17 protein-coding genes are annotated in these 25,103 nt (G+C 64.5%); 9 read left to right on the forward strand and 8 right to left on the reverse strand.

The features are described 5' to 3' along the window. Positions 1 to 65: 65 nt before the first annotated feature. From moaA to AC3IQ7_RS14705, 4 genes are all read left to right on the forward strand, one after another. A complete protein-coding gene (gene moaA / locus AC3IQ7_RS14690; protein ID WP_489206462.1) occupies positions 66 to 1,052 on the forward strand; it encodes a GTP 3',8-cyclase MoaA in 987 nt (328 codons plus the stop codon). A gap of 162 nt (positions 1,053 to 1,214) precedes the next feature. Continuing rightward, on the forward strand, positions 1,215 to 3,116 hold the full coding sequence (locus AC3IQ7_RS14695; RefSeq protein ID WP_489206463.1) for a type IV pili methyl-accepting chemotaxis transducer N-terminal domain-containing protein: 1,902 nt from the start codon (positions 1,215 to 1,217) through the stop codon (positions 3,114 to 3,116). A gap of 24 nt (positions 3,117 to 3,140) precedes the next feature. After that, positions 3,141 to 3,803 carry a response regulator gene (locus tag AC3IQ7_RS14700; RefSeq protein WP_034781594.1) on the forward strand — a complete coding sequence of 221 codons (663 nt, stop codon included), beginning with the start codon at positions 3,141 to 3,143 and terminating at the stop codon, positions 3,801 to 3,803. 110 nt (positions 3,804 to 3,913) lie between these two features. Next, positions 3,914 to 5,125 (forward strand): NnrS family protein, encoded by a 1,212-nt coding sequence (locus tag AC3IQ7_RS14705; protein ID WP_489206464.1) that lies wholly within the window; start codon positions 3,914 to 3,916, stop codon positions 5,123 to 5,125. Between the two features lie 4 nt (positions 5,126 to 5,129). On the opposite strand, the gene AC3IQ7_RS14710 is transcribed toward AC3IQ7_RS14705, so the two are convergent. The 6 genes from AC3IQ7_RS14710 to AC3IQ7_RS14735 form a co-directional block, all read right to left on the reverse strand. Continuing rightward, positions 5,130 to 5,255, reverse strand: a complete 126-nt coding sequence (locus tag AC3IQ7_RS14710; protein WP_267891631.1) for a hypothetical protein — start codon at positions 5,253 to 5,255, stop codon at positions 5,130 to 5,132. Between the two features lie 30 nt (positions 5,256 to 5,285). Beyond that, positions 5,286 to 8,735, reverse strand: coding sequence for a response regulator (locus AC3IQ7_RS14715; protein WP_489206465.1), 3,450 nt, complete (start codon positions 8,733 to 8,735; stop codon positions 5,286 to 5,288). Positions 8,736 to 8,832: 97 nt separating this feature from the next. Beyond that, positions 8,833 to 10,245, reverse strand: a complete 1,413-nt coding sequence (locus AC3IQ7_RS14720; protein ID WP_489206466.1) for a response regulator — start codon at positions 10,243 to 10,245, stop codon at positions 8,833 to 8,835. After that, complete coding sequence (locus AC3IQ7_RS14725) at positions 10,242 to 10,604, reverse strand: Hpt domain-containing protein (RefSeq protein ID WP_322427110.1); 363 nt, start codon at positions 10,602 to 10,604, stop codon at positions 10,242 to 10,244. The genes AC3IQ7_RS14720 and AC3IQ7_RS14725 overlap by 4 nt, the downstream gene beginning before the upstream one ends. A 33-nt stretch (positions 10,605 to 10,637) precedes the next feature. Beyond that, positions 10,638 to 11,264, reverse strand: a complete 627-nt coding sequence (locus AC3IQ7_RS14730; RefSeq protein ID WP_099376983.1) for a response regulator — start codon at positions 11,262 to 11,264, stop codon at positions 10,638 to 10,640. Positions 11,265 to 11,391: 127 nt separating this feature from the next. Next, positions 11,392 to 12,018, reverse strand: coding sequence for a hypothetical protein (locus AC3IQ7_RS14735; protein WP_489206467.1), 627 nt, complete (start codon positions 12,016 to 12,018; stop codon positions 11,392 to 11,394). A 327-nt stretch (positions 12,019 to 12,345) separates the two neighbouring features. Between AC3IQ7_RS14735 and AC3IQ7_RS14740 the strand changes: the two genes are divergently transcribed. Beyond that, positions 12,346 to 14,787 (forward strand): membrane-bound PQQ-dependent dehydrogenase, glucose/quinate/shikimate family, encoded by a 2,442-nt coding sequence (locus tag AC3IQ7_RS14740; protein ID WP_489206468.1) that lies wholly within the window; start codon positions 12,346 to 12,348, stop codon positions 14,785 to 14,787. A gap of 72 nt (positions 14,788 to 14,859) precedes the next feature. On the opposite strand, the gene AC3IQ7_RS14745 is transcribed toward AC3IQ7_RS14740, so the two are convergent. Both AC3IQ7_RS14745 and AC3IQ7_RS14750 read right to left on the reverse strand, forming a co-directional pair. Next, entirely contained in the window at positions 14,860 to 18,306 is a 3,447-nt protein-coding gene (locus AC3IQ7_RS14745; protein WP_489206469.1) for a DUF748 domain-containing protein, read from the reverse strand. Positions 18,307 to 18,418: 112 nt separating this feature from the next. Further along, positions 18,419 to 19,369 carry an IS481 family transposase gene (locus tag AC3IQ7_RS14750; RefSeq protein WP_489206470.1) on the reverse strand — a complete coding sequence of 317 codons (951 nt, stop codon included), beginning with the start codon at positions 19,367 to 19,369 and terminating at the stop codon, positions 18,419 to 18,421. 226 nt (positions 19,370 to 19,595) lie between these two features. Here AC3IQ7_RS14750 and AC3IQ7_RS14755 point away from each other — a divergent pair, with 226 nt between their 5' ends. The 4 genes from AC3IQ7_RS14755 (at position 19,596) to AC3IQ7_RS14770 (ending at position 25,030) form a co-directional block, all read left to right on the forward strand. After that, entirely contained in the window at positions 19,596 to 21,740 is a 2,145-nt protein-coding gene (locus AC3IQ7_RS14755) for a TonB-dependent siderophore receptor (RefSeq protein WP_489206471.1), read from the forward strand. Between the two features lie 55 nt (positions 21,741 to 21,795). After that, positions 21,796 to 22,191: a DUF2946 domain-containing protein gene (locus tag AC3IQ7_RS14760; protein WP_489206472.1), complete on the forward strand. Its 396-nt coding sequence runs from the start codon at positions 21,796 to 21,798 to the stop codon at positions 22,189 to 22,191. A gap of 96 nt (positions 22,192 to 22,287) precedes the next feature. Further along, positions 22,288 to 24,372: a TonB-dependent receptor gene (locus AC3IQ7_RS14765; RefSeq protein WP_489206473.1), complete on the forward strand. Its 2,085-nt coding sequence runs from the start codon at positions 22,288 to 22,290 to the stop codon at positions 24,370 to 24,372. Between the two features lie 199 nt (positions 24,373 to 24,571). Further along, entirely contained in the window at positions 24,572 to 25,030 is a 459-nt protein-coding gene (locus tag AC3IQ7_RS14770) for a hypothetical protein (RefSeq protein WP_489206474.1), read from the forward strand. The last annotated feature ends 73 nt before the right edge of the window (positions 25,031 to 25,103 follow it).

The raw sequence follows: 25,103 nt of genomic DNA on the forward strand, positions 1-25,103 counted from the left end.
CCTTCTGGGGCACAGCCAGATCGTGCCCCAGCCTTTACAATCAAGAAAGAAACAGGAGTAGCGTCATGGGGTGCGTCAAGTTGCAGGACCGTTTTGGCCGTTCGATCGATTATGTGCGGCTGTCCGTTACCGACCGTTGCGATTTGCGCTGCAGTTACTGCATGCCCAAGGGCTTTCGCGGCTTCGAGGAACCGAAGGACTGGCTGACGTTCGACGAGATCGAGCGCCTGCTGGGCATCTTCGTTCGCCTCGGCACGCGCCGCGTGCGCCTGACGGGCGGTGAGCCCCTGTTGCGGCGCAACCTGCCGGAACTGGCGCGCAAGCTGACGGCGCTGCCTGGCCTGCAGGACCTGTCGCTGTCGACGAATGCCACCCAATTGGGCAAGCATGCCGTGGCCTTGCGCGCGGCGGGCGTGGACCGCATCAACGTCAGCCTCGATTCGCTGGACCGCGCCTGCATGCAGCAGATCACGGGGCGCGACAGCCTGCAACCGATTCTCGATGGCCTGATGGCGGGCAAGACGGCCGGTTTCGACCCGATCAAGATCAATATGGTGGCCATGCGCGGCGTCAATGACGGCCAGATCGAGGCCATGGCGGCGTTCTGCATCGAGCAGCAGTTCATCCTGCGCCTGATCGAAGCCATGCCGATGGGCAGCACGGGCCGCAATGCCAGCTACATGCCGCTCGGTCCCGTGCGCGAGCGCCTGGCGGCACGTTTTGGCCTGGTGCCGCAGGCAACGGAGCTCGGCGGCGGGCCGGCGCGCTACATGGCGACAGCCGATGGACGCTCGAGCATCGGTTTTATCACGCCCATGTCGCAGCATTTTTGCGCCAGTTGCAACCGCGTGCGCCTGTCCGTCGATGGTACCCTGTACTTATGCCTGGGCCAGGAAGAGAAATTCGCCCTCGGCCCCATGCTGCGCGGCGGGGCCACGGATGCGGAGATCGAAGCGGCGATCCGCGCCGCCATCGAACTCAAGCCGCAGCAGCATGATTTCAATACGCAGCCCGATAAAATTATCAGGTTCATGGCACAAACCGGCGGCTAGGATGGACACCTGGCCAAACCTACTGCGCGTCGCGCTTTGCGGCCGGCGATGCTCACCGTACTAGAGTACGGTTGCGCTTCTCGGCCACAAATCACTGCCGCTCGCTACGGTTTTGCCAGGTGTCGTGGCGCTTGGGGGGCGCTTGTTAAAGCAAAAGGAACTATGAAATTCAAGGCGATGTTTTCCTCCTGGCAGAAGCTGTCGACCAAGATCGTCGGCGCGCTGCTGCTCATGCTGGTGCTGGCCCTGAGCGCCATCGGTTGCACCCTGTTCCTGTCATGGCAGCTCGAAGGCAGTTCGGCGGCCATCAACGAGACGGGCCGGCTGCGCATGCAGACCTACCGCCTGACCCTCCTGCTTGCCAGCGACGCCGGCGAGCAGGCGCGCCAGCAAGTGCTGCTGATCGACGAGACCCTGGCCAAGATCGGCCACGGCGACCCGCAGCGTCCCCTGTTCCTGCCTCCCAGCACAGCCATCAAATCCGAATTCGAGCGCATCGGCACTGCCTGGCGCGGCGCCTTGCGCCCGGCCGCGCTGGCCGCCGATTCCAACGCGCGCGCGCGCCAGTTCGAGCATGACGCCGATACCTTCGTGGGACAGGTCGATCAACTGGTGCGCCTGATCGAGCACGATAGCGAACAGCGCACCTTCTGGCTGCGCGCCTCGCAACTGATCCTCGTCGGCATGGCCGTCATCGGCACGGTCAGCATGATTTACCTGATGTTCATGCTCATCATCGAACCCGTGACGCGGCTGCGCCTGGGCATGCAGCGCATGAAGGAACGCGATTTCAGCGTGCGCCTGGCCGTCGAAAGCAATGACGAATTCGGCCAGCTGGCCAGTGGCTTCAACCAGATGGCCGACCGCCTGCAGGCGCTGTATGGCAACCTGGAAGAGGGCGTGCGCAGCAAGACGGCCACGCTGGAATACCGCAACCGCGAACTGGCGTTGCTGTACGAAAGCGCCGCCTTTTTGCAGCGCCCGCAGCCGCTGGAAGACATTTGCGGCGGCTTCATGCAGCGCATCGTCGACTATTTCGAGGCGGACGGCTCCACCGTGCGCGTGCTCGACGCCGAGCGCGGCAACCTGCACATGGTGGTGCATACGGGCCTGTCCGAAGAACTGGTGGCGTCCGAGCACTGCCTGAAGGTGGGCGACTGCCTGTGCGGCACGGCCGTTGAAATGAAAGTGGCGAAGGTGCATGACATGCGCCGCATCGACAAGGCGCACGAGCTGCGCTGCCACCGCGAGGGCTTTGCCACCGTCTCCGTCTTCCATATCCATGCGCACGAACAGCACCTGGGCTTTTTCAACCTGCATTTCCGCCATGCGCGCGTGTTTTCCGCGCGCGAACTGGCCTTGCTGGAAACCCTGGGCCAGCTGCTGGGCATCGCGCTGGAAAACCTGCGCCTGGCCGCGCGCGAGCGCGAGATGGCCATTTCCGAAGAGCGCAACCTGGTGGCGCAGGGCCTGCACGACAGCATCGCGCAAAGCCTCAATTTCCTCAACCTGCAAGTGCAGATGCTCGACGACTCCGTACGCAACGCCCGTTTCGACGAGGTGGCGGGCATCGTGCCGGCCCTGCATGCGGGTGTGAAGGAAAGCTACGAGGACGTGCGCGAACTGCTGGCCAACTTCCGCAGTCGCCTGATGGAGGACGATTTGATCGGCTCCCTGCGCGCGGCGGTGGACAAATTCCGCCGCCAGACGGGCATCGAGGCCGATCTGCTGGCCGACGTCGATGGCGCGCCATTCCCCCGCGAGCAGCAATTGCAGTTATTATTCATCGTGCAGGAAGCGTTGTCGAACATCCGCAAGCACGCCCAGGCCAGCCACGTCGAAGTGCGCCTCGCCGATCACCAGGATTTTACGCTGACGATCAGCGACAATGGCGTCGGCTTCGACGCCGCCGCCGTGCTGGAAAAGGGCGACAGCCATGTCGGCATCCATATCATGCGCGAGCGCGCGCAGCGCATCGACGCCACGTTCGACGTGCACGCCTGTCCCGGCGGCGGCACCACGGTCGAACTGCATCTGTCGCGCGAGCAGCGCCGCGCCGCCTAAGTAACTATCAGAAAGTACAAAAAAATGGAGACTCCCGATAAGCCGATCACCGTCATGCTGGTGGACGACCACGCGCTGTTCCGCAGCGGCATACGCTCGCTGCTGCAGCGGCACACGGATTTTTCCGTCGTGGGCGAGGCGGCCGATGGCGTGGAAGGCATCAAGCGCGCCATCCAGCTGCAACCCGACGTGGTGCTGCTGGACCTGAACATGGCCGGCATGTCCGGCGTGGAAGCGCTGCAGCTGATGCAGCACGACTGTCCCGACACGGCCATCGTCATGCTGACCGTGTCGGAAGACGCGGAAGACCTGGCGACGGCCCTGCGCGCGGGCGCCTGCGGTTACCTGATCAAGAATATCGATGCCGACTACCTGGTGCGTGCCATCCGCCGCGCGGCCGCCGGCGAAGTCGTCATCGCAGAAGCCATGACGGGCAAGCTGGTGGCGCAGCTGCAGGCGGGCACGCGGCGCGAGGAACCCGTGTCGGAGCTCGACAAGCTCACGCCGCGCGAAAAGGAAATCATCGACTGCCTGTCGCGCGGCGAGAGCAACAAGGGCATCGCCCGCACCTTGGACCTGGCGGAAAGCACGGTCAAGATCCACGTGCAGAACGTGCTGAAAAAACTCAACCTCACCAGCCGCGTGCAGGCGGCCGTGTACGCGGTCGAGCACCGCCAGGGCAAGTAGCCTGCGCTGTCGGCTAGTCACTGCAGACTAGCCGGCTAGTCCTTTTGCCGATGGCGACATCTGCGCTTTTAAAGTAGTATATTGAATATATCTTTAGACGCGAGCCCATCATGGCCATCACCCCGATCAGCGAACCATCTTCTTCCGCCGCCGCCCCTGGCGCGGCGCCCTGGCATGCCCGCCACGCCGTCTGGCAACTGGGTTTCCGCCCGTTTTACCTGCTGGCGGCCGTGTTCGCGGCCCTCGGCATTCCCCTGTGGCTGGCCAGCTATGCGGGCTGGTTGACGGGCGGCTTGCAAGTAGGCCTGGGCTGGCATATGCATGAAATGGTGTTCGGCTTCGCGCTGGCCGTCGTCGTCGGTTTCCTGTACACGGCTGGGCGCAACTGGACGGGCTTGCCTACGCCGCACGGCGCGCAGCTGATGTCGCTGGTGGCGCTGTGGCTGGCCGGGCGCGTGGCCATGCTGTGCGGCCCCGGCCTGTTGCCGGCGCTGGTCGACTGGCTGTTCCTGCCGCTGGCCGCCTGGCCCCTGTACCTGGTGCTGCGCCGCTCGGGCAATACGCGCAACCTGTTCCTCGTCGGCTTGCTGGCCTTGCTGGCACTGGCCAATGGCCTGTTCCACGCGGCCGTGCTGGGCTGGCTGCCGCTGTCGTTGTTTGTGCCCGTGCAGGCGGCCATCTTCATCATCGTGCTGATCGAATCGGTGATCGGCGCGCGCGTGATCCCCATGTTCACCCGCAATGGGGCACCTGGCAGCACGCCCGTGGCCAGTCCAAAGCGCGCGCTGGTGGCCGTGGCCTGCATGGCGGCGGCGGCCATCGCGTGGCTGGCCGGCGCGCCAGCCTGGCTGACGGCGCCGCTGGCCCTGTCGGCAAGTGGCGTGTCGCTGGCCAATCTGCTGGCCTGGCAGCCGCAGCGCACGCTGCGCGTGCCGCTGCTGTGGATATTGCACCTGTCGTATGCGTGGATAGGCATCGGCTTTGCGCTGATGGCGGCCGCCAGCCTGGGTCTGCTGCCGGCCAGCGCCGCATTTCACGCGCTGACGGTGGGTTCGATGGCGGGCCTGATCATCGGTATGATGACGCGCACCACCCTGGGCCACACGGGCCGACCGCTCACGGGCGGCAGGGCGGAGGCGGCGATGTACTGGCTGATCCAGCTGGGCGCGCTGGCACGCCTGCTGGCCGCCGTCGGTCCTGTCGCGCTGTCCATGCCGCTGCTGCTGGCGGCTGGCGCCTGCTGGTCGCTGGCCTTTGGCCTGTATGCGTGCGTGTATGCGCCGTATCTGTGGCGCGCCAGGGTGGATGGGCGCGAAGGCTAAGCCGTCAGAAAGGGCGCCAGGCCAGCAGTTTCTTGAATTCCGGCGTCCAGTAGGACAGCGATTCGCCCACGACGAATAGCAGCGTGCCCAGCATGATGGCCTTCAGCAGCAAATCCCTGCACCAGATCATAGTGTTCCCCAAGTTTTCATGTTGGCAAGTTTACCATTGGCGTGCCCGGTCATGTTGAGTTTCTGGCATGGCAGCCTGGCCGGGCGGCGGCGTCTGTGCCGTGAAGGTGGCGACGGCCTCGATGGCGTGCGCCAGCGCCTGTTCCAGCGTGTCGAGCGCGGCGGCCGCGTCGTCGCCGGCGTGCAGCAGCTGTTCGGCATGCTGGGCCGCATGCAGGGTGGCGGGCAAGGCCAGGCTGCCGGCCACGCCGGCCAGCTTGTGCGCCAGCGCGGCCGCGTCGTCGCGTGCATTGGCCGCCAGCAGCGCGCGCATGGCGCCGACCGTGTTGCTGTAGGTGTCGCCAAAGCGCGACAGGTTCTGGCGGTAGGGCGCTTCATCGAGCCACTGTGCCATCCCTTGCGCCACGTCGATCGCGGACGCCGCGCCGCCAGGCAGCACGGGCATCGTCCCTTCGGCCATGACCGGCGGCAGGACTGGCACCGTTTGCGCATGACGCCGGTGCGCGCGCGCCACCAGGGCGATGGTCTGCGGCACGTCGAACGGTTTGCTGATGAAATGGTTCACGCCCGCTTCCAATGCCGCCACGCGCTGCGTCTGGAAGGCGCCGGCCGTCAGCGCCACCACGGGCAGGTCCTGGAACTGCGGCAACTGGCGCAGCGCGCGCGTCGCCTGCAAGCCATCCATGACGGGCATCTGCACATCCATCAGCACGATGTCGACGTCGGCGGGGTGGGCCAGCAGCCAGTCCAGCGCCTGCCGGCCATCGCAGGCGAACGAGGGCACGGCGCCCTGGTCGCACAGGATATGCCTGACCACGTCGCGGTTGATCTCGCTGTCGTCGACTACCAGCACGCGCACGCCGGCCAGCTGGCGCTCTCTCAGCGGAACAAGACTGGCGTCCAGGCCGGCGACCCTGGCGCGCTTCTGGCGCGCCTCCATGGTCGCGTTGTACAGGCTGGAAGCGGTCACCGGCTCGTTGAGAATGGCATCGGCGGCATTGGCCGGGTCGGTGCGCCGGCGCGCCGGCGTTGACCCTGACGTGCCGCTGGCGGCCAGGATGACGACGGGGCAGTCCTGCGGCGGCAAGTATTCGCGCAGCGCGCGCGCCGTGGCTTCGCCGTCCAGGTCCGGCATGCGCGCGGCCAGCAGGACAACGCCGGGCCGCTCGCCCTCGACGCAGGCCAGCGCATAATCGAGTGCCGCCTGGCCGCCGGATACGGCATGCACGCTCCAGCCCAGGCCGCGCGCCACGGCGTCCACCGCGGCGCGCGCGTCGGCGTTGCCGTCGGCCAGCAAGACGCGCAGGCCCTGCATGTCCTGCATGTCGGGCGAGGACAGGGTGCCGGCGGGCATCAGTTGCAGCGGCACCGTGAAACTGAACGCGCTGCCCTTGCCCAGCTCGCTTTTCAGCTGCAGGGTGCCGCCCATCAGGCTGACCAGCTGGCGGCAGATGGTCAGGCCCAGGCCCGTGCCGCCGAAGCGGCGCGTGGTGGAGCTGTCGGCCTGCGCGAAGGCGGAAAAAATCGCTTCCTGCACCTCGGGGGCGATGCCGATGCCCGTGTCGCGCACGCAAAAGCGCAGCATGGCGGCGTCGCCGTCGCGGCTGTCCAGTGTGGTCAGCAGTTCGACCGTGCCCTGTGGCGTGAACTTGATGGCATTGCTGCCCAGGTTGACCAGCACCTGTTCCAGCCGCAGCGCGTCACCGAGCACGTGGTCGATGCCGACTGGCAGCGGCCCGATCCGCACGGCAATCGGCTTGTCGTGCGCGGCCACGCCCATGCTGGCGCTGATCTTCTCGATCACCTCGGTCAGGCGGAACGGCGCCTGCTCGATGGTCATGTGGCCCGCCTCGATTTTCGACACGTCCAGCACGTCATTGATGATGCCCAGCAGAGACTGGCCGGCGGCGCGGATCTTGCGCGTCATCAGCAGCCCCTCCTCATCCAGGCTGCCCCTTTCCAGCAGCCAGGCCATGCCCAGGATGGCGTTCAGGGGCGAGCGGATTTCATGGCTCATGTTGGCGAGGAATTCCGCCTTGCTGCGGTTGGCCGCTTCGGCCCCGTCGCGCGCCAGCTGCATGGCCGCCTCGGCCTGCTTTTGCGCGGAAATATCCTGGGCGAAGATCAAGGTGGCCGGTCCATCCTTGAGCATGACGCGCGTGCTGGTCTTGAGGATGGGCACGGGCCGGCCCTGCTTGTCCAGGCCGACGGCTTCAAACATCTGTTCGCTGGCCGAATCGGCCTCGATCAACGCTTCATTGCTTGCCAGCGCGACTTGCGAGGCGGCCGTGAGCATGGTGCGCCAGGCCAGGCCGCTCAGGTCATCTTCGGCGGCATAGCCATGCAGGTGGCGGTAGCGCGGATTGGAATACACGAAGCGTCCATGGCGCAGGATGGCGATCGCCACGGGCGCGTCTTCGATCAAGGTGCGAAAGCGCGTTTCGCTGTCGGACACGGCCTGCATGGCCTGGCGCTCCCTTTCCTGTTCCACCTGCCACGCGGCTTGCTGCCGGCGGCGCCGCTGGCTCCAGAACAGCAGGCCGGCCGCCGCCAGCGCCAGCATGGCAAAGCCGAGGATGTAGCCCAGCGCCTGGCGCCGCAGCGGGGCGGCGATGGCCGCTTCTTCGCGGCTCAGGCCGATGATCAGGGCGCGGTCCATGTGCAGCGCAGCCGGGGCAATGGTTGCCATCGCCATGACACGGGGGGAGGCACCGGCGCCGGCAATCTCGACGCCGCTCAGCACGCCTGCCTGAAAGCCGCTGTCGCGGAAGCGCCGCAGGAAGCTGCCGGGCACGTCCATATTGGCGCCATTCGCGCTCCTGGCCGGATAGTTCAGGAATTGCAGGCCGTCGCCATGCACGACGACGGCCCAGACATCGGCCGCATACATGGCGGTGCGGAACTTGGCCGTGAAGTATTCGCGGTCGAAGGTGGCCACCACGACGCCGGCAAAGCGGCCTTGCCGGTCCTGCACCATGCGCGACGCCGTAATGACGAGGTCACGCTTGAAGGACAGGAACGGCGCCGAGATGTACAGCATGCGCGCATCGGGGGCATCGCGCGCCGTCTGGAAGTAGCCGCGGCGCGAAAAATCCTGGCCGGCCAGTTCCGGGATGTTGGTGGCGACCGGCTTGCCGCTGGCATCGATGACCAGCATGGTGCGCACGCCCGGCATGGCGTCGACCAGCGCGGCCAGGCGCCGGGGCAGCGCTTGCCCGGCGTCGGGCGCGGCGCCCGCGGCAAGGTAGTCGCGGATCACGCCGTCGAGCACCAGGTTGGTTGCCGCCAGGTCGACTTCGATATTTTTTGCCAGCAGCGCCGTCAGCACGCTGAGCCGCTCACGCTCGGCCGCATCGTGCCGCGACGCTTCGGCCAGGTGCGCGTAGGCGAGGGCGGCAGCCACGATCAGCAGCCCGAGGAGCAAAAACAGCCATTCGATCAATCGTCTGCGCACTGCCGCCGCGTCTGTGTGGTAGCTCATGTGGCGATGCTATACCCGATATGCACGGAGAACAACTTTTGCGCATGACTACGCAGATGATAGTGTGGCCAATTTGCCGCCAGGCGGCAGCCGCTGGCTAGCGTGCCAGCCAGCGCTCGACCATCGCGCGCAGCTGGGCGGCCGTGAAGGGCTTGGACAGGTAATCGTCCATGCCGGCCGCCACGCAGCGCTGCCGGTCGTCTTCGGTGGCGCCGGCCGTCAGGGCGATGACGGGCAGGCGCGGCGCGCCGCTGGCCGCTTCGCGGGCGCGCAGGGCCTGGCACGCCTGGTAGCCGTCCATGACGGGCATCATGCAGTCCATCAGGACCAGGTCGTACGGCTGCGCGGCCAGCGCTTGCAGGCCCAGCGCGCCGTTTTCCGCCGTGTCGATGCTGTAGCCGCAGGCACTCAGCTGCAGGCATACCAGCTGGCGGTTCAGCGCCGTATCCTCGACCAGCAGGATGCGCGCATCCGGCGCCATCTCTTGTTCCTGCGGCTGGGCGGCATCCGCTGGTTCCGCGCGCTCCTGGCGCCGCAGCAGGGCCAGGATCAGCGCGATGGCCCCGGCCAGCACGAACAGGCTGACCACGGCCTCGCCGCCCATGGTGTGCAGCATGCGCCGCCAGCCCGCCAGGTAGGCGTCGTCCGTCACGGTCACGTTGATGGCCAGCGGATAGTCGCGCACCAGACGGATGGCGGCCAGGCGGTCGACCGCGCGCGGCGTGTCCACCAGCAGCACGCCATCGCTCTTGCCCTGTTCCAGCAGGCGGTAGGTGCTGCCCGTCAGGTTGCGCTTGCCCATCATGGCGGGCACGGCCGGCCAGCGGGCCAGCAGCGTGTAGTCGCTGCGGTACAGGGAAAAGGCCGTGTGCTCGCCGATGCTGGTGTTCTGGAAGAATTTACTGAAGAAGTCGCACGACAGGCCGACCAGCACCACCCCCAGGAAGCGGCCGTCCGTGCCGCTGATGCGCCGGCTGATATAAAAGGTCCAGGCGCCATTGCCCTTGTTTTGCACGGGCGCGCTGACATGCATGCCGCCGTCCGGGTTGCGCCGGTGATACTCGAAGTAATCGCGCTCGTCGAGGCGGATGGGTGGCGCGGGAAAGGCGCGGCTGAAGGCCAGCACGCTGGCATCGCCGCCGACGATGGACACCACGTCCACCTGCGGCACGCCGCTGATCTTGTGCCGCAGCATCTGGTGCATGGCCGGGGTGCCGACGGCGGCGGCCAGCGCTTGCGCGTCCGCGGGGGCGCCGGCATGGATGTCGTTGCTGACGCTGTCGAGCACCAGCCTGGCCGCGGTCATGCTCTGCGCCGTGTTTTCCGCCAGCAGCAGCGACAGCTTGGACAGGTCCTGTTTCCAGTCATCGACGGCTTTGCGGTGCAGCAGTACGCCGGAGACGACGATGCTCAGTGCCAGCAGGCCCACCAGCACCAGGCCCACGACGGCCGCCGTGGTGCGCGGCCGATAGCGGTGCACCAGGCGCAGGGCGGCCTGGCGCACGTTCATGCCTGCGCGCCCGTGTAGTCAAGCATGCTGCGGCGTACCTCCAGCGCCACTGCGTCGACCAGCGCCGCCGTCTCGTCGAGCCAGCCGGCTGCCGCCATGCCGTGGTGGCGTACCAGATGCTCAAGTTCCGCCAGGCGCGCCACCAGGGCGCTGGCGCCCAGCAGGGCGACGGTGCCGCGCAAGGTATGGCAGCTGTGCACGATGGCTTGCGCCACGCCGCCGCGCACGGCTTGCTCGACGTGCGCAAACATGGCTGGCGACGTATCGAGGTAGGTCTGCGACAGGGCGCGGAACATCTCCAGGTCGTGGCCGGTGGCCTGGAACAGCACGGCAGGATCGATGTGGCGATAGGCTGGCATGGCGGCTCCGTGGCGAGGGAAATCGGTGGCGGGCTAGGCGGCCAGGCTGTTGCGCCGCGCATGGCCGGCGCAGCAGGCGCGCAGGTAGCCGCGCAGCTCGTCGTAATTGACGGGCTTGGCAAAGAACACCACGCCGGGCGGCACGCCGCCACGTTCTTCCAGTTCCTCCGGCGTCAGGCTCGACAGCATGGCGATGTGCATGTCCGCCAGCAACGGGTCGGCGAGGATGGTGCGGATCACCTCGTAGCCGTCGATGCCTTCCATGATGATGTCGGCCAGCAGGATGTCGGGCTGGTCGCGGGCGATTTCCATCAGCGCCTGGTAGCCGTTTTCGCAAAAGCGCAAGCTTGCCTGCAAGCCCCAGGAACCGATCTGTTTTTCATACAGCGCGCGCTCGATCGGATTGTCTTCGATCACCAGGATCGAGGGCGGGCGGCCCGACGGGGCGGGGCGGTTGGCGCGTGCCGCGCGCTGGTCCTGGCCCGGCTGGCCGGGATTGCCCTTGTAGGCCTCGACGGCCGCCAGGGGAATGCGCCGGTGGCCGCCCTTGGTCTTCCAGGCTTCGATCGCGCCGGCCTCGACCAGTTGCTGCACCGAGGTGACCGAGATGCCGAGGATTTCGGCGGCCTTTTGGGTGGTGCAAACGTCTGCAGTGTGCATGATGGGCTCTATGGTCGCGGATGAAGTTGTAGGGAATGATACGCAATCGCGCTCAAGAAATCAATTTCAACGAATTAGATGAATTCACTAAAAACATGAGTGTAGCGGACCGGGGCCTGGCGCGCGCTCATGGCCGGCTTTCTACGCCGCTGCGGTCGTCGGCCAGCACCGCGCCCGTTTGCAGGGCCGTGACGGCTTGCGACAGCGCATCGAGCGCCATCAGCAGCTCCGCGTGCAGGCGGCGCAGCGCTCCGATATCGTTGGAAAAGCCCGCATGCACGGCCTGGCGCGCCAGCGCCTGCAAGTGGAGCATGCCCATGGCCTGGCTGCCGTCGAGAAGCTCCTGCGCCAGCACGCGCGCCGGTGCAGCCCGCTCGCAGCGCAGCGCATGGGCGATTCCGGCCAGGCGGTCGCGCGACTCGGCCACGAACAGGGCCAGAATCTCGCCCTGCAGGCGCCGGTCGTAGCCGAACATGGCGTCCAGGCGGGCCAGTTCGAACGGCGGCGCGCCCGACGCCTTGGGCGCTTGCGGCGGCGGTGCGCTGTCAGCCACTTTGGTCGGCGGCACCCCCCTGCGCGTTTGCAGCAACTGGTGCAGATCGGCTGGCTCCGCACAGCCTGCCTGGCGCCAGCGGGTGCGGCGCCAGAGCAGGGCGGCCAGCAGCAACAGCAGGCCTGCCAGCGCCAGCGCCGGACGCATCAGCGACAGGTCTTCGCAGCGCAGGAAGGGGTGGATGGCAAGGAAGGCGTTCATGTCGGTGCTCCAGTGCGGTCTATGCGAGTGATCCTGCGTGATGGCTGATCAGAAATGCTTGGCTTCGATGCTTTTCATTTTATGATAAAAAATCGTTTTATTCGAGAAATTTGTTGTTTATTTAGTTGATTTAATTTTTTTCATAAAAAACAAAATGATTGTGGCGGACTGGACGCTCAGCTCGTGTATAAAAAGCCACACGGCATGCAGCGGGCGTTCTGGCGTGTGGCACGCTTTGTCAATTAGTGAAAAAATGCAATTTCCTTGATCGCCATCAAATACGGTGCGCAGGCGCGTGCCGCCGACTGACTCTTGTGAAGGAGCATCATGACTGCCTCTGCCCGGCCTGGACCCTTGCTTGTCATCACCGCAGTCCTCTTCATCTTGCTGGGCCTGGCGCTTGCCGGCGGCGGCGCCTGGCTCGTCAGCCTCGGCGGTTCCTGGTATTACGTCGTTGCCGGCATCGGCATGGTCATCGCGGGCGCGCTCGTGTGGAAGGGGCGGCGCAGCGCCCAGCTGTTTCTCGCGCTGCTGCTGTTCGCCACCCTGATCTGGTCCGTGATCGAAGTGAAATTCGACTGGTGGCAATTGCTGCCGCGCCTCGATATCTGGTTCGCCGCTGCCGTCTGGCTGCTGCTGCCGTTCGTCGACCGCCGCCTCGATCCGCCCTTGACGGCCGGGGCGAAACCGCGCGACGCGGGCAAGAGCGCCCTGACGGCTGCCGTGGTGCTGACGGCCGCCGTGGGCGTGTTCTCGCTGTTCCAGGACTATTACACCTTGCACGGCGAGGTGCCGGCCGAGAACATGGCGGCCGCGACGCAAGGCGATTTCGCGCCCGGCGTGGCGCCGAATGATTGGGCCGCGTATGGCCGCTCCGGCTATGGCGACCGCTACGCGCCGGCCGCCCAGATCACGCCGGCCAACGCCGCGCAGCTGAAACAGGCGTGGGTCTACAACACGGGCGACTTCAAGGGGCCGAACGATCCGGGCGAGATCGCCAACGAAGTCACGCCGCTGAAAGTAAACGGCATGCTGTACCTGTGCACGCCGCATAACATCGTCATCGCGCTCGATCCGGATACGGGCAAGGAGATCTGGCGCCACGATCCGAAGATCAACCGCGACGCATCGAGCTACCAGCACATGATCTGTCGTGGCGTGGCCTACTGGGACGTCAACGCGGGCCGCGCCAAGGGCGACCCGGCGCCCGAGGCGGCCGGCATGGAGTGCCCGCGCCGCATCCTCGCGCCCACCATGGATGCGACCCTGATCGCCGTGAATGCCGATACGGGTGTAGCCTGTAAAAGCTTTGGCGAAAACGGCGTGATCGGCCTGTACCACGGCATGGGCATGAAGAAGCGGGGCTTTCTGATGCCGACGTCGCCGCCGGCCGTGGCGCAAAACGTGGTGGTGATGGCCGCCAGCGTCACCGACAATTTTTCCACGGAAGAGCCGTCCGGCGTGATCCGCGGCTACGATCCCGTCACCGGCAAGCTGATGTGGAACTGGGACGCCTCGAACCCCGACGACACGGCGCCGATTGCCGATGGCAAGACCTACACCAACAATTCGCCCAATTCCTGGGGCGTGTCCAGCGTCGATGAAAAGCTGGGCATGGTGTACATTCCGATGGGCAATGAAACGCCCGACACGTGGGGCGGCAACCGCAATCCCCATGGCGAAAAATACAATAGCGCCATCGTCGCGCTGGACCTGGCGACGGGCAAGGTACGCTGGGTCTACCAGACCGTGCACCACGATATCTGGGACATGGATATCGGCGGCCAGCCGACCCTGGTCGACATCGACACGCCAAAAGGCAAGGTTCCGTCCGTGGTTGCCACGACCAAGCGGGGCGATATCTACGTGATCGACCGCCGCGATGGCAGCCTGGTCGTTCCGGCGCCGGAAAAACCCGTGCCGACGGCCAACGCGGCTCCCGGCGACCGCTTGTCGCCCACGCAGCCATTCTCGGCCCTCACTTTCTTGCCAGAGAAAAACATCAGCGAAACGGATATGTGGGGCACCACGCCGTTCGACCAACTGGCGTGCCGCATCATCTTCCGCCAGCATCGCTATGAAGGGCCGTTCACGCCGCAGACCGTGGCCGAAGGCAAGATCAAGGGCGCCATCATCTCACCGGGCCCGCTGGGCATCTTCGAGTGGGGCGGGGCGGCCGTCGATCCCGTGCGTCAATTGTTGCTGGTCAATCCAGACTACATGGGCTTTTTGGAACGCCTGGTGCCGCGCGCGCAAGCGAACGCCAAGGGCGGCACGGGCTCGGAAATGGGCTTGCAGCCGCAGACGGGCGTGCCGTTTGCCGTGGAAATCAAGCCCTTCCTGTCGCCGCTGGGTTTCCCATGCCAGGCGCCGCCGTGGGGCTATATCGCCGCTGTCGACTTGCGCACGATGAAAAAAGTGTGGATGCATAAGAACGGCACCACGCGCGACAGCGCCCCCGTGCCCATCGCCTTGCCGCTGGGCGTGCCCAGCCTGGGCGGCATCAGCACCACGGGCGGCGGCGTGGCCTTCCTCAGCAGCACGCTCGACTACTACATCCGCGGCTACGATGTGCGCAACGGCAAGACCGTGTGGAAAGCCCGTCTGCCGGCAGGCGGCCAAGCTACGCCGATGAGTTACGTGTCCGACAAGACGGGCAAGCAATATGTCGTCGTCATGGCCGGCGGCCACGGTTCGCTGGGCACGAAGATGGGTGATAGCCTGGTGGCGTTTGCCTTGCCGGATGCGGCGGTGGAGAAGAAAAAGTAGGGAGAATAGGGGTAAGGCGGAAAGTGCCGGGGTTGGATCCTGATGGGCCGACCCCGGCACTTTGCTTTTGGCTTATTGCGCCGCCAATCCCAGCTTCAAGCCCACCAGCTTGCCCGGTGCGGCCTCCGTTTTTTCCGGCGCGCCCGCACTGACCCTGGTCGCCGGCGTGCCGTCCTGCTGCAGGGCCGCCAGAATCGCTGCGCTGCGCTGGGTGCCCAGCTTGCTCAAGGCGTCGGCAGGCAGGGGCTGCTTGGCTTCCAGTTGCTCGCGCAAGCCGTTGTAGAAGGCGCCCGTGTCGGCCACTTGCGGCTCTCCCTCGATCAGCTTGCCCAGGCGTTGCAGGACGGGGATTTTTGCCGCCGGAGCGGAGGCCGCCGTTGCCGCAGGCGTAGCCGACTCCGCCGCCTTTTTCTGCTTGTCCAGCTCGGCCTTGCCGAAGCGCTCGCCGTACAGGTCGCGCAGGGCGCCCCGTATCTTGCGTTCGCCCAGGTTCAACGGTCCCGGTTCCTCTCCCGCTTCCAGCTTGATGCCGGCCTTGGCGGCCACGGCGCGGCGCACCGCCTGGGCGCGCAGGGCGGCCGCGTCCGTATCGCTGTACTGGCCAGGCACGGCCAGCTTCAGCTGCTCGCGCTTGGCGAGGATTTGCGCCACCTGCTTGATTTTCTCCCGTTCGGGCGGCAGCAGCACGGCGCTGCCCGCATCGAAATCGATCGATTCGAGCTTGTCGGCGCTGATGCCCAGCAAGTTGCCCAGCGCACGGAACGGCGCCGTGACGATTTTCGTCAGCACATTGCCCACGGCTTTCCAGATCAGGGCGCCATAGCTGAATTGCGGGTCGTTCATGTCGCCTGACACGGGCAAGCCCAGGTCGATACGACCATCGCTATCCTTGAGGATGGCCAGCGCCAGTTCCAGCGGCAGTTTCAGGGCGTCCGGGCTGTCGATGCGCTCGCCCAGGGTCAGCTTGTCGAGCACGATCTGGTTGGTGCCGTCGAGCTGGCGGTTGCGCACCTTGTATTGCAAGTCCAGCGAAATCTTGCCTTCGGCCACCTTGTAGCCGGCGAACTTCATCGTGTACGGCGAGGCGGAGACCATGTCGACATTCTTGAAGACAACGTTCAAGTCCGTGTTGTCGGTCGGGGCGAACGGGTTCAGCTGGCCACGCACGCGGGCCAGGCCGAACTCGTCGATGCGGCCGTCGAGTTCGATCTGGCTGCGCGCATCGCGTTTCGTCGACAGGCCCGTGACGACGCCATTGAGTTCATAGATCTTGGCGGCGAACTGGGGCCGCAAGCTGAGGTCGGCAAAGTCCAGCTTGGCGTTTTGCAGGCGTACCCGGCGCACGCGCACGGGGAAGGCGGCATCGGCCGTCGGCGTGGCGGCGGCAGGCGCCGGAGCGGTGGCAGGCTCGGGCGCCTTCACCAGCAGGCGCTGCGCGTTCAGGCTGCGGTCATTTTCGATGATCAGCTGGGCGTTCGGTTCCACCACGCGCAGCTCGGGGATGTCGATAAAATCCGGGCCCACGCTGGCCGTCAGCTTGTCGGCGCGCACGCTTTTCCACGAGGCGAAGCGCTTGCCATCCGTTTCATTGAGCACGAGGCCGGCGATATCCACGCCGCCCTCATAGCGTACTTTCGGCGCTTTCGGCGCGCCGCCGCCTGTCGTCAGGCGGCCGCTGCCGGAAAGCGAGCCGCCTGCCAGTTTCAGTTTGATGTGCTGCGCCAGCAAGGGTTGCACGGGTGCCAGGGTCAGCTGTTTCAAGTTCAGCTGCGCATCGACGGCGCCCGTGCCTGGCACGAATTTGCCGTTGGCCGTGAGCAAGCCGCCTTCGCGCAGGCCCACGCCCAGTTCGAACGGCAGCGCCTGCTTCATATCGTTGCTGACGTTGTGCAGTGACAGGCGGGCATCTTGCAAGTTACCCTTGATGCCAGTGCCCGCATCGTCGAAACGGGCGCCGAACTTGCTCAGTTCTACCTTGTCTACCTTGGTGGACCAGGGCGCGGATGGTTCGTCCTTGCCAGCGTCGGCTTTACCGGAGGCAAACACGGGCAGCTTTTGTGCAATCGCAAATTCGCCGTGGCGGTTGCGCGCCAGATCGATCTGCGCGCCGCTGGCTGTCACGGCGCCCAGGTGCACGGTATGTGCCGCCAGGTCGATCTTGCCTTCCGTAAAGCCCAGTTCCTGCAGCTTGAACGGCGTTTGCGCGCCCCGTTGCATGGCCAGATCGGCCAGGCTGAAACTGGCGCCGTCGATCATGGTGGCCATGCCCGCGGGACCTTGCTGCAAGCCCAGCTGCAACTGCATTTGCAACTGTTTCGCGCTCAATTGCAGGGCCGGCGAGACGGTTTCATCGATGGCGGACACGTCCACGTTGGCCAGCGCCAGTTGTTTCAAGTCCACCTTCCACTTGCCAGGCTTGGCTGGTGCGGCGGGTGCGGCGGTGGCCGATGCGGCTGGCGCGGGATTAGCCGGCAGCATCAGGTTCGCCACGTCGATCTCGCCCTTGCTGTCGCGCCGCACGGCCACCTTGCCGCCGTACAGATTGATTTTATCCACCGTGACGTTCTGGCGCGCCAGATCCACGTTCACGCCGGCAATGCCCAAAGTATTCAGCGAAGTGAATGGCGCACTGTTGCCACTTTGCACCAGCGCCAGGTCGCGCAAGGCTAGGCCCGCGCCTTTGACGGTTGCTTCCAGCTTGCCGTCGGCATACGAAAAGGCGTAGGGCAGGCGCGCCGACAACTTGCCGCTGGCGACGGTCGCGCGCGTGTACGCTTTCAAATACGCGGCCAGGCCGGGCAGGGAGGCGTCGTTCAGTATCAGTTCGCCTTCGCCACGAATCGGGCTGAGCGAGGCCGTGCCGCGCCAGTGCAGCTTGCCGCCGCGCGCCGCATCGGCGCTGAGGCTGTAGCTGCCGTTGGCGTCGGGCAGGGTGGAGATATTGTCGAGCGTAAAGTTGATGGGTGTGAAGTTATCCGCATAGCCCGCCTTCTGGTCTTGCCAATCCACTTTGCCTTGTTCCAGCGCAAAGTGAGCGATGACGAGGCGCGGCATGCCGCCTTCGCTCTTTTCCGGATGCTTGCGTTGCCAGGTGGCCAGCACTTCGGCCAGGTTGAACTTGCCGTCCGGCGTGATGGTCAAATGAGTCTGTGGCGCCGTGATGCGGATTTCCGCCAGGCTCCAGGCGCGACGCACGATGGATTTCCATTCCAGCTGCACGGCCAGGGCGCCGATGGACAGCAGCGGCGCATTGTTTGCGCTGGGCGCTTCCTTGAAAGCGATCCGGTCTGCTTCCAGGCGCAAGGTGAACGGGTTGAAGCGCACATCACCGATGCTGGCCTGGCGCGCGAGTTCTTTCTCGGCAAATTTGGGTAACTGGTTTTTGATGACGTAGGGCACCAGCCAGAAGCCGGCCGCGCTGTAGGCGGCCAGCGCGCAGCCTGTGCCAACGGCCCAGCGCTGCCAGCGTTTCCAGCGAAATGTTTTCGTCTGCACGCTTTTGTTGTCGATTGTGTTCACGAACTGACCTTTTAATCTTGTTGGGCGGCACATCTTGCACGCCGTGACTGTCAGTATGCCTCTTTGCGGCCTCGTCTGCAAAATCCAAACGTGTTCAAGTGATAACAGGCGCCTAGGTGTGAAGTTGCAAGAGGTTATTCTGGCCGGATCTGAGCCGTGACATTGGGGCCTTGCCAGCAATGCCCTGATGCGGCCGGTGCCAGTTGTAGTGATGGTTCCATTCTTTGAGCATGTTGGCCCGCTCCAGTGAGTTGTTATAAACAAAGCCGTAAGCCCATTCGCGCAAGGCTGACTGGATGAAGCGTTCGGCCTTGCCATTGGTCTGTGGCCGATAGGGCCGTGTAAAGCGGTGCTTCAATGCTATCTGGCTACAAGTGGCCTTGAATGACTTGGAGCGAAAGGCTGAGCCGTTATCGGTCAACAACGCTTTGGGGCGCACCCCGAGTGAGCAGAAATAGGCATGGGTATTGGCGAGGAATCGGTTGGCATTCTCCTGGGTTTCGTCAGGATAGAGCTCCGTGAAGGCGATGCGGGCATGGTCGTCAATGGCGATAAACAAGACTTCCCAGCCGGCGCCGCGCGTACGGTCTCGCCGGTCTCCCGTCGCACGATGGCCGGTGGTTTCAATGCGCCCGAGCTTCTTGGTATCGATATGAATCAGGTCGCCTGGTTCTGCATGCTCGTAGCGCTGCACCGGCTCGACGGGATCGAGATTGCTCAGTTTGGAGAGGCCGGCGCGCGCCAGCACACGGCTAACTGTGGCCTTCGATATCTGCAGGTACTGGGCGATCCTGGCCTGCGTCATGCGCTTCTTGCGTAGCTCGACAACGGTCAGCGCCTTGCCTGCGTCCAGAGCCAAAGGGCTATGCGCGGGACGCGACGAGCGATCCATCAAACCATCCCGATCTTCGGCAAGGAAGCGCCCCAGCCATTTGCGCACGGTCGCCTCGCTCACGGCATAGCGGACAGCGGCCTGGCAGACCGGCAGGCGGTGATGTAGTACGTCTTCGACCATCTCGACTCGACGAATCAGCGTTAATCGGGCATTCTTATGGATGTTCATTCGGTTGGTTTCCTTGAGAACTGGGGGTTTGGCGATTTCCAGTGTCTCAAATCCAATCCGAATGAACCACAACAACCTATTGAAACATCACACCTAGGTGGCATTGTTTCCTCTATAAAACTCACACATATTCACCTTTACTTGATAATGATTCTCATTATCGGTATCATGGCCGCTAACCGTAAGTTTCCATTCGTACATATTTTCTCATTGAAAGCCCGATGTCATGCCTGTCGTCTCTCCTCGCACCCGCTTACTTCCAGTCGCCGCAGCCTTGTCGCTGGCCTTCGCTTCCCACGCCGTGCTGGCGGCCGATGCGGCCAGCGGCCAGGACGACCTGACGGCAGGCGATGAGAAAGTCATGCAAGCCGTGCAAGTGACAGGGGCGCGCGCGCAAGGCCTGGTGCCGCTGACCACCGAGGCGGGCAGCTTTCGCGGCGCCAGCATCATGGACGTGCCGTCGACCGTCAACGTGATCACGCGCGAATTGCTGGAGCAGCAAGCCGTGTCCGGCCTGTACGACGCCGTGCGCAACACGGCCGGCGTGACGCGCCAGCAAAACGGCGGCGAGACGTGGGATCAATTGGTGATACGCGGCATCGCCGTGGAAAACCGCACGAATTATCGCCTCAACGGTTCCATGCCCATCATGAACTTCTCGCAAGTGCCCATGGAAAACAAGGAAAGGGTGGAAGTGCTGAAGGGCGCCTCGGCCCTGTACTACGGTTTTACGTCGCCGGCCGGCGTCGTCAATTTCGTTACCAAGCGGGCCGGCAGCAAGCCCGTCACGAGCATGGGCTTGAGCCTCGATGACCGTGGCAGTGCCGTGGCGAATGTCGACGTGGGCCGCCGCTTTGGCGCGCAGCAGGAATTCGGCGTTCGCGTGAATGCGGCTGGCGGCACTCTGGGCTCCTACCTGGATCATGTCGGCAATGGCAACCGCCGCTTTCTCTCCACGGCGCTCGATTGGCGCGTGAGCAATAAACTGCTGTTGAAAGCGGACCTAGAATACGACCGCCGCAAGGTGACGGAGCAGGCGGGCGTGGCCTTGCCCACGGCCGTGAAAGGCGTGATCAGCTTGCCGCGCGCCGTCGATCCGCGCAAGCTGATCGGCCCGGACTGGTCGAATTTCGAGGCGCAAACGAAAAACGCGCAATTGCGCGCCGACTACGCCATTACGGATGGCTGGGCCCTGACGGTGGAAGCGGGTCACTCGGAAACGGCGCGCGACCGCCGCCTGGCCATTTTCCGCCTGAACAACGCGGCCGCGCTGGCCACGGGCGCGGGCCGCATTACGGGCAATATCCAGCACAGCGTGACGGCGTCGGACTTGCTGCGCGCGGAACTGGCCGGCAATTTCCACACGGGCTACATCGCCCACGAATTGACCCTGGGCGCATCGCGCACGGACAAGTCGCAAGATCCGATTTTCCAGAGCAATTACACGATCGCCTCGCAAAACCTGTACAACCCCGTCCCCGTGACGAATGTCGTGTTCGGCCCCAAGCCGACGGCGCCCACGACGGCCGCCTTGGATACGCGCGACACTGGACTGTACGCGCTCGACCGCATGGTCTTCAGTCCGCAATGGCAAAGCGTCATCGGCGTGCGCCGCAGCAGCTATCAAAGCGACCAGGGCGCCAGCCACTACGATGTCAGCAAGACGACGCCGATGGCCTCGCTGATCTACAAGGCCACGCCCGAGCTGTCGTTTTACGCCTCCACGGCGCGTGGGCTGGAAGAGGGTGAGACGGCCCCGACGGGTACCGTCAACCAGGGCGTCAAGATGGCGCCCGGCGTGAGCAAACAGAAAGAACTGGGTGCGCGCTGGCTGACCCCAAGCGGCACCTTGCTGTCCGCCGCCTTGTTCGACATCACGCGCCCCGGCTACTATACGAATGCCAGCAATGTGTTCACGTCGGATGGCGAACAGCGCTACCGCGGCCTGGAACTGTCGACCCAGGGCAAGCTGACGCGCCAGCTGTCGTGGCAGACCTCGGCCCAATTCCTCGACCCACGCTTTGCGCACATCAATGCGGACTACAACGGCAAGGCGCCGGAAAACGCATCGAAGCGCACGGCCAGTGCCTTTCTCGCTTACGCGTTCGACGCCGTGCCGGGCCTGTCCGTCAACGGCGGCGCGTATTACTACAGCGCCCGTCCCGTCAACGATCTGAATCAGGCCTTCTTAGGTGGCGTCAGCCTGTTCAGCGCCGGCGCCCGCTATGCGAGCCGCGTGATGGACAAGGCCGTCGTGTGGCAGCTGAACGTGGAAAATGCGGCCGGCAAGCGCTACTGGGCCGGCGCCGGCACGCGTTTGGCGTCCGGCGCGCCGCGCGCCATCAAGCTGTCGATGAAGGTGGATTTGTAAGCAAGGTTTGACTTGCGCCCTGTGCGCAGGGGCCTTGCGCTGATACAATGTTGCCATGTTCATCAGTAAAAGCAAGGCCGGCATCGTCCTGTGGATCGCGTGTATCGTCATCTTCCTGGCCACGCTCGCCCCTACGGTGTCGCGCGCGCTGACGGTCGCCAGCGGCCTGGCCGTGCCCAGCCTGGAAATCTGCTCGGTGGCGGGCGGCATGAACATGCTGCCCGCAACATTCAATACGGACGCACCCGATACCTCGAAGGGCAACATGCGCATGGGCGATTGTCCGTGCTGCAGCATGCATGCGGCCACCCTGGACGTGCCGCCCACGACCCTCGTGCTTGCTTCCGGCGAGCTCATCACGGGTTTGCTGCCCACGCTGCTCTACCAATCCGCCACGCCCTTGTTCGCCTGGACACCCGTCCAGCCCCGCGGACCGCCCGCCGCTTTCTGATCTGTCCTTTCCTGAACTGCCTTGTGCCGCGCGGCAATGTGCTGTGCTGCGCTTGCGTCTGTTCGTCTTACCCATACAGAATCTGAAAGCAGCACCATGAAACATTTACCGTTATTGATATCCCTCGCCATCGCCATGCCCGCCGTGGCGCAAACCCGCACTGAAAATGTTCTGCCCGAGATGAAAGTCATCGTCACGGCCATCGGTGACGGCTACCGTCCCGCCGCCGACACGGCCCTGATGCTCAGCAGTACGCCCGGCTACAGCGTGGCGGCCGGTGGCGGCGTGTCCGGCTTGCCTGTCGTCAATGGCTTTGCGGATGACCGCATCAAGATTCGCATCGATGGCATGGAACTGACGTCCGCCTGCGCCAACCACATGAATGCACCGCTGTCGTACATCGATCCGCAACAAGTGCAGCGCATTCGCCTGATCGCGGGCGTGACACCCGTCAGCGCGGGCGGCGACAGCATCGCCGGCACCATCGAGGTGCAATCGAACGCGCCCGTGTTCGCCCAGCCCGGCGCGGGCCTGCTGACGCAAGGCAGCTTTGCCGTGTCGGGACGCAGCGTCAACAACAGCGTGGCGACCAGCGTGAATGCCTCGGCCGCCAGCGACAGCTTGAGCATCGGCTACAGCGGCGCTTACACGCGCGGCCACAGCTATGAAGATGGCCATGGCAACAAGGTGCTGGCCAGCATGTATGAAAGCATCAACCAGTCCATCGTGCTGGCGGCGAAAGGCCAGGGCCAGCAGCTGACCCTGCGCGCCGGCGTGCAGCACATTCCGTACCAGGGTTTCCCCAACCAATACATGGACATGACGGACAACCATGGCCAGTTTGCCAATCTCGCCTACAAGGGCGAATTCGCTTGGGGCGTGCTTGACGCGCGCGCCTACTGGCAGCAGACGGACCATGAAATGGGCTTTTTCTCGCCCGAGCGCGCTGGCAGCATGCCGATGATTACGCACGGCCGCAACACGGGTTATGCGCTGATGGCCAGCCTGCCGACGGCTGCGGGCGAGTTGCGCCTGGGCCAGGAGTGGCACGGTTTCCGCCTCGACGATTACTGGCCGGCCGTGCCTGGTTCCATGATGATGGGGCCGCGCACCTATCTGAACATCAACGACGGCAAGCGCGACCGCACCGTGCTGTTTGGCGAGCTGGAAACGCGCCATGGCCAGGATGCACGCTGGACGAGCGTGCTGGGCTTGCGCGGCGAATCCGTGCGCATGGATGCGGGCGACGTGCAATCGTACGGTACCAACATGATGAACATGCCGGACGTGATGGCCGCCAGGGCCTTCAATGCGCGTAGCCGCAGCCAGCGCGACACGAATATCGATGCCTCGGCGCAAGCTACCTTCACGCCGGATCTTGCCAGCAGCTATGAATTCGCGCTGGCGCGCAAGGTGCGCTCGCCCAACCTGTACGAGCGCTATTCCTGGGGCCGCGGCTCGATGGCCATGACCATGACCAACTGGTTTGGCGATGGCAACGGCTATGTGGGCAATATCGACTTGAAACCCGAGACGGCTTATACGGCCGCGTTCACGGCAGACTGGCATGGCGGCGGCGAGGAGGGCTGGTTCCTGCGCGTCAATCCCTATTACAGCAAAGTCGACAATTACATCGACGTCGACGTGCTGGCGTCTTTCAACCCGTACATGAAAATGGGCGCGAACGGCAACTTGCTGCGCTTTGCCAACCACGACGCCAAGTTGTATGGCGCCAATCTGGCGTGGCAGTTGCCGCTGGCCAGTAGCGCGCGCTGGGGCCGCTTCATGGCGACGGGCAATGCCGCTTACACGCGGGGCAAGCGCAGCGATGGCGGCGACCTGTACCGCATGATGCCGTTCAACGCCTTGCTGGCCGTCGAGCACAAGCTGGGCGCCTGGAGCAACCGCATCGAAACGAAGATCGTGGCCCGCAAGGACAAGGTCGATGCGCGCCGCTTCGAACCGGAAACAGGCGGCTATGCCCTCGTCAACCTGCGCAGCAGCGTGGCATTGAGCAAGATGGCCAGCCTGAGCGCCGGTGTCAGCAACCTGTTCAACCGAGCGTATGCGGACCCGCTCGGTGGCGTGTACCTGTCGGGCCTGAAGGCGAACGGCGGCGCACTGCAAGCCTTGCCGGCCGAGGGCCGGTCGATTGATCTGGGGCTGCAGCTGACGTTCTAACAGCAATGGCGCCTTCCAGCTGCCGTTGCGGGAGGTGGAAGGCGCCTGCCGAATTCACCGCATAGGCGAAAGCCAGGTGATCGTGACAATGTGCGTATGTTTCTTCTTGGTAATTTGTTATGCTGCACGGCGTCCTGTTTCCGGCATGTGCCGTCCAGGTCTGCGATAGCGAGGCCTGTGCGGGTAGGAAGCTGGCTCCGTGCCGCGTAAACCAAAGGAGATAAGTATTTTTCCCCGTAAACTGCTTGGCGACGATGCCGCCGCCATCGTGCTGTCCCTGACTGTTGTCGCGTATGTGGCATCCTTGTTCTTGACGGCAATCGTGGACTCCCACGAAGTCTTGCTGGGTGGGGGCGTATTATTTCTCGGCTGGTTAGGGCCGCTGGCTGGCAGTTTTGCCTGGTTTGCCAATCCGCTGCTTATTTTTGCCATGTACTTCACGATAGAGAAGCCAAGTGCCGCCAAGGTGGCCGCCTTTTTTGGCTTTGCGCTGGCACTGACAGCCTTTGGCATCAAGACAATTCCCAGTGATAATGGCTCCTATGCAGTGCTGGGATTCGGTGCCGGATGCTATCTGTGGCTGGCCTGTTTTCCAGCCGTGTTCATCGCATCGTTCTTGAGCAGCAGAAAATCCAGGACTCTTGCTCCTAGCGAATAGCCTGGTTTTTTCTGTCGCGGCATCACAGATGACCTCTGGTCACCCATTGCCTGATCAACCATCCTTTGCCAGC

Source organism: Janthinobacterium sp. GL_088, assembly GCF_057837845.1.

What these genes read in the sequence shown, in the direction of transcription:
- moaA (WP_489206462.1), top strand. Translation starts at nt 66, where the DNA reads ATGGGGTGCGTCAAGTTGCAGGACCGTTTTGGCCGTTCGATCGATTAT.
- AC3IQ7_RS14695 (WP_489206463.1), top strand. Translation starts at nt 1,215, where the DNA reads ATGAAATTCAAGGCGATGTTTTCCTCCTGGCAGAAGCTGTCGACCAAG.
- AC3IQ7_RS14700 (WP_034781594.1), top strand. Translation starts at nt 3,141, where the DNA reads ATGGAGACTCCCGATAAGCCGATCACCGTCATGCTGGTGGACGACCAC.
- AC3IQ7_RS14705 (WP_489206464.1), top strand. Translation starts at nt 3,914, where the DNA reads ATGGCCATCACCCCGATCAGCGAACCATCTTCTTCCGCCGCCGCCCCT.
- AC3IQ7_RS14710 (WP_267891631.1), bottom strand. Translation starts at nt 5,255, where the DNA reads ATGATCTGGTGCAGGGATTTGCTGCTGAAGGCCATCATGCTGGGCACG.
- AC3IQ7_RS14715 (WP_489206465.1), bottom strand. Translation starts at nt 8,735, where the DNA reads ATGAGCTACCACACAGACGCGGCGGCAGTGCGCAGACGATTGATCGAA.
- AC3IQ7_RS14720 (WP_489206466.1), bottom strand. Translation starts at nt 10,245, where the DNA reads ATGAACGTGCGCCAGGCCGCCCTGCGCCTGGTGCACCGCTATCGGCCG.
- AC3IQ7_RS14725 (WP_322427110.1), bottom strand. Translation starts at nt 10,604, where the DNA reads ATGCCAGCCTATCGCCACATCGATCCTGCCGTGCTGTTCCAGGCCACC.
- AC3IQ7_RS14730 (WP_099376983.1), bottom strand. Translation starts at nt 11,264, where the DNA reads ATGCACACTGCAGACGTTTGCACCACCCAAAAGGCCGCCGAAATCCTC.
- AC3IQ7_RS14735 (WP_489206467.1), bottom strand. Translation starts at nt 12,018, where the DNA reads ATGAACGCCTTCCTTGCCATCCACCCCTTCCTGCGCTGCGAAGACCTG.
- AC3IQ7_RS14740 (WP_489206468.1), top strand. Translation starts at nt 12,346, where the DNA reads ATGACTGCCTCTGCCCGGCCTGGACCCTTGCTTGTCATCACCGCAGTC.
- AC3IQ7_RS14750 (WP_489206470.1), bottom strand. Translation starts at nt 19,369, where the DNA reads ATGAACATCCATAAGAATGCCCGATTAACGCTGATTCGTCGAGTCGAG.
- AC3IQ7_RS14755 (WP_489206471.1), top strand. Translation starts at nt 19,596, where the DNA reads ATGCCTGTCGTCTCTCCTCGCACCCGCTTACTTCCAGTCGCCGCAGCC.
- AC3IQ7_RS14760 (WP_489206472.1), top strand. Translation starts at nt 21,796, where the DNA reads ATGTTCATCAGTAAAAGCAAGGCCGGCATCGTCCTGTGGATCGCGTGT.
- AC3IQ7_RS14765 (WP_489206473.1), top strand. Translation starts at nt 22,288, where the DNA reads ATGAAACATTTACCGTTATTGATATCCCTCGCCATCGCCATGCCCGCC.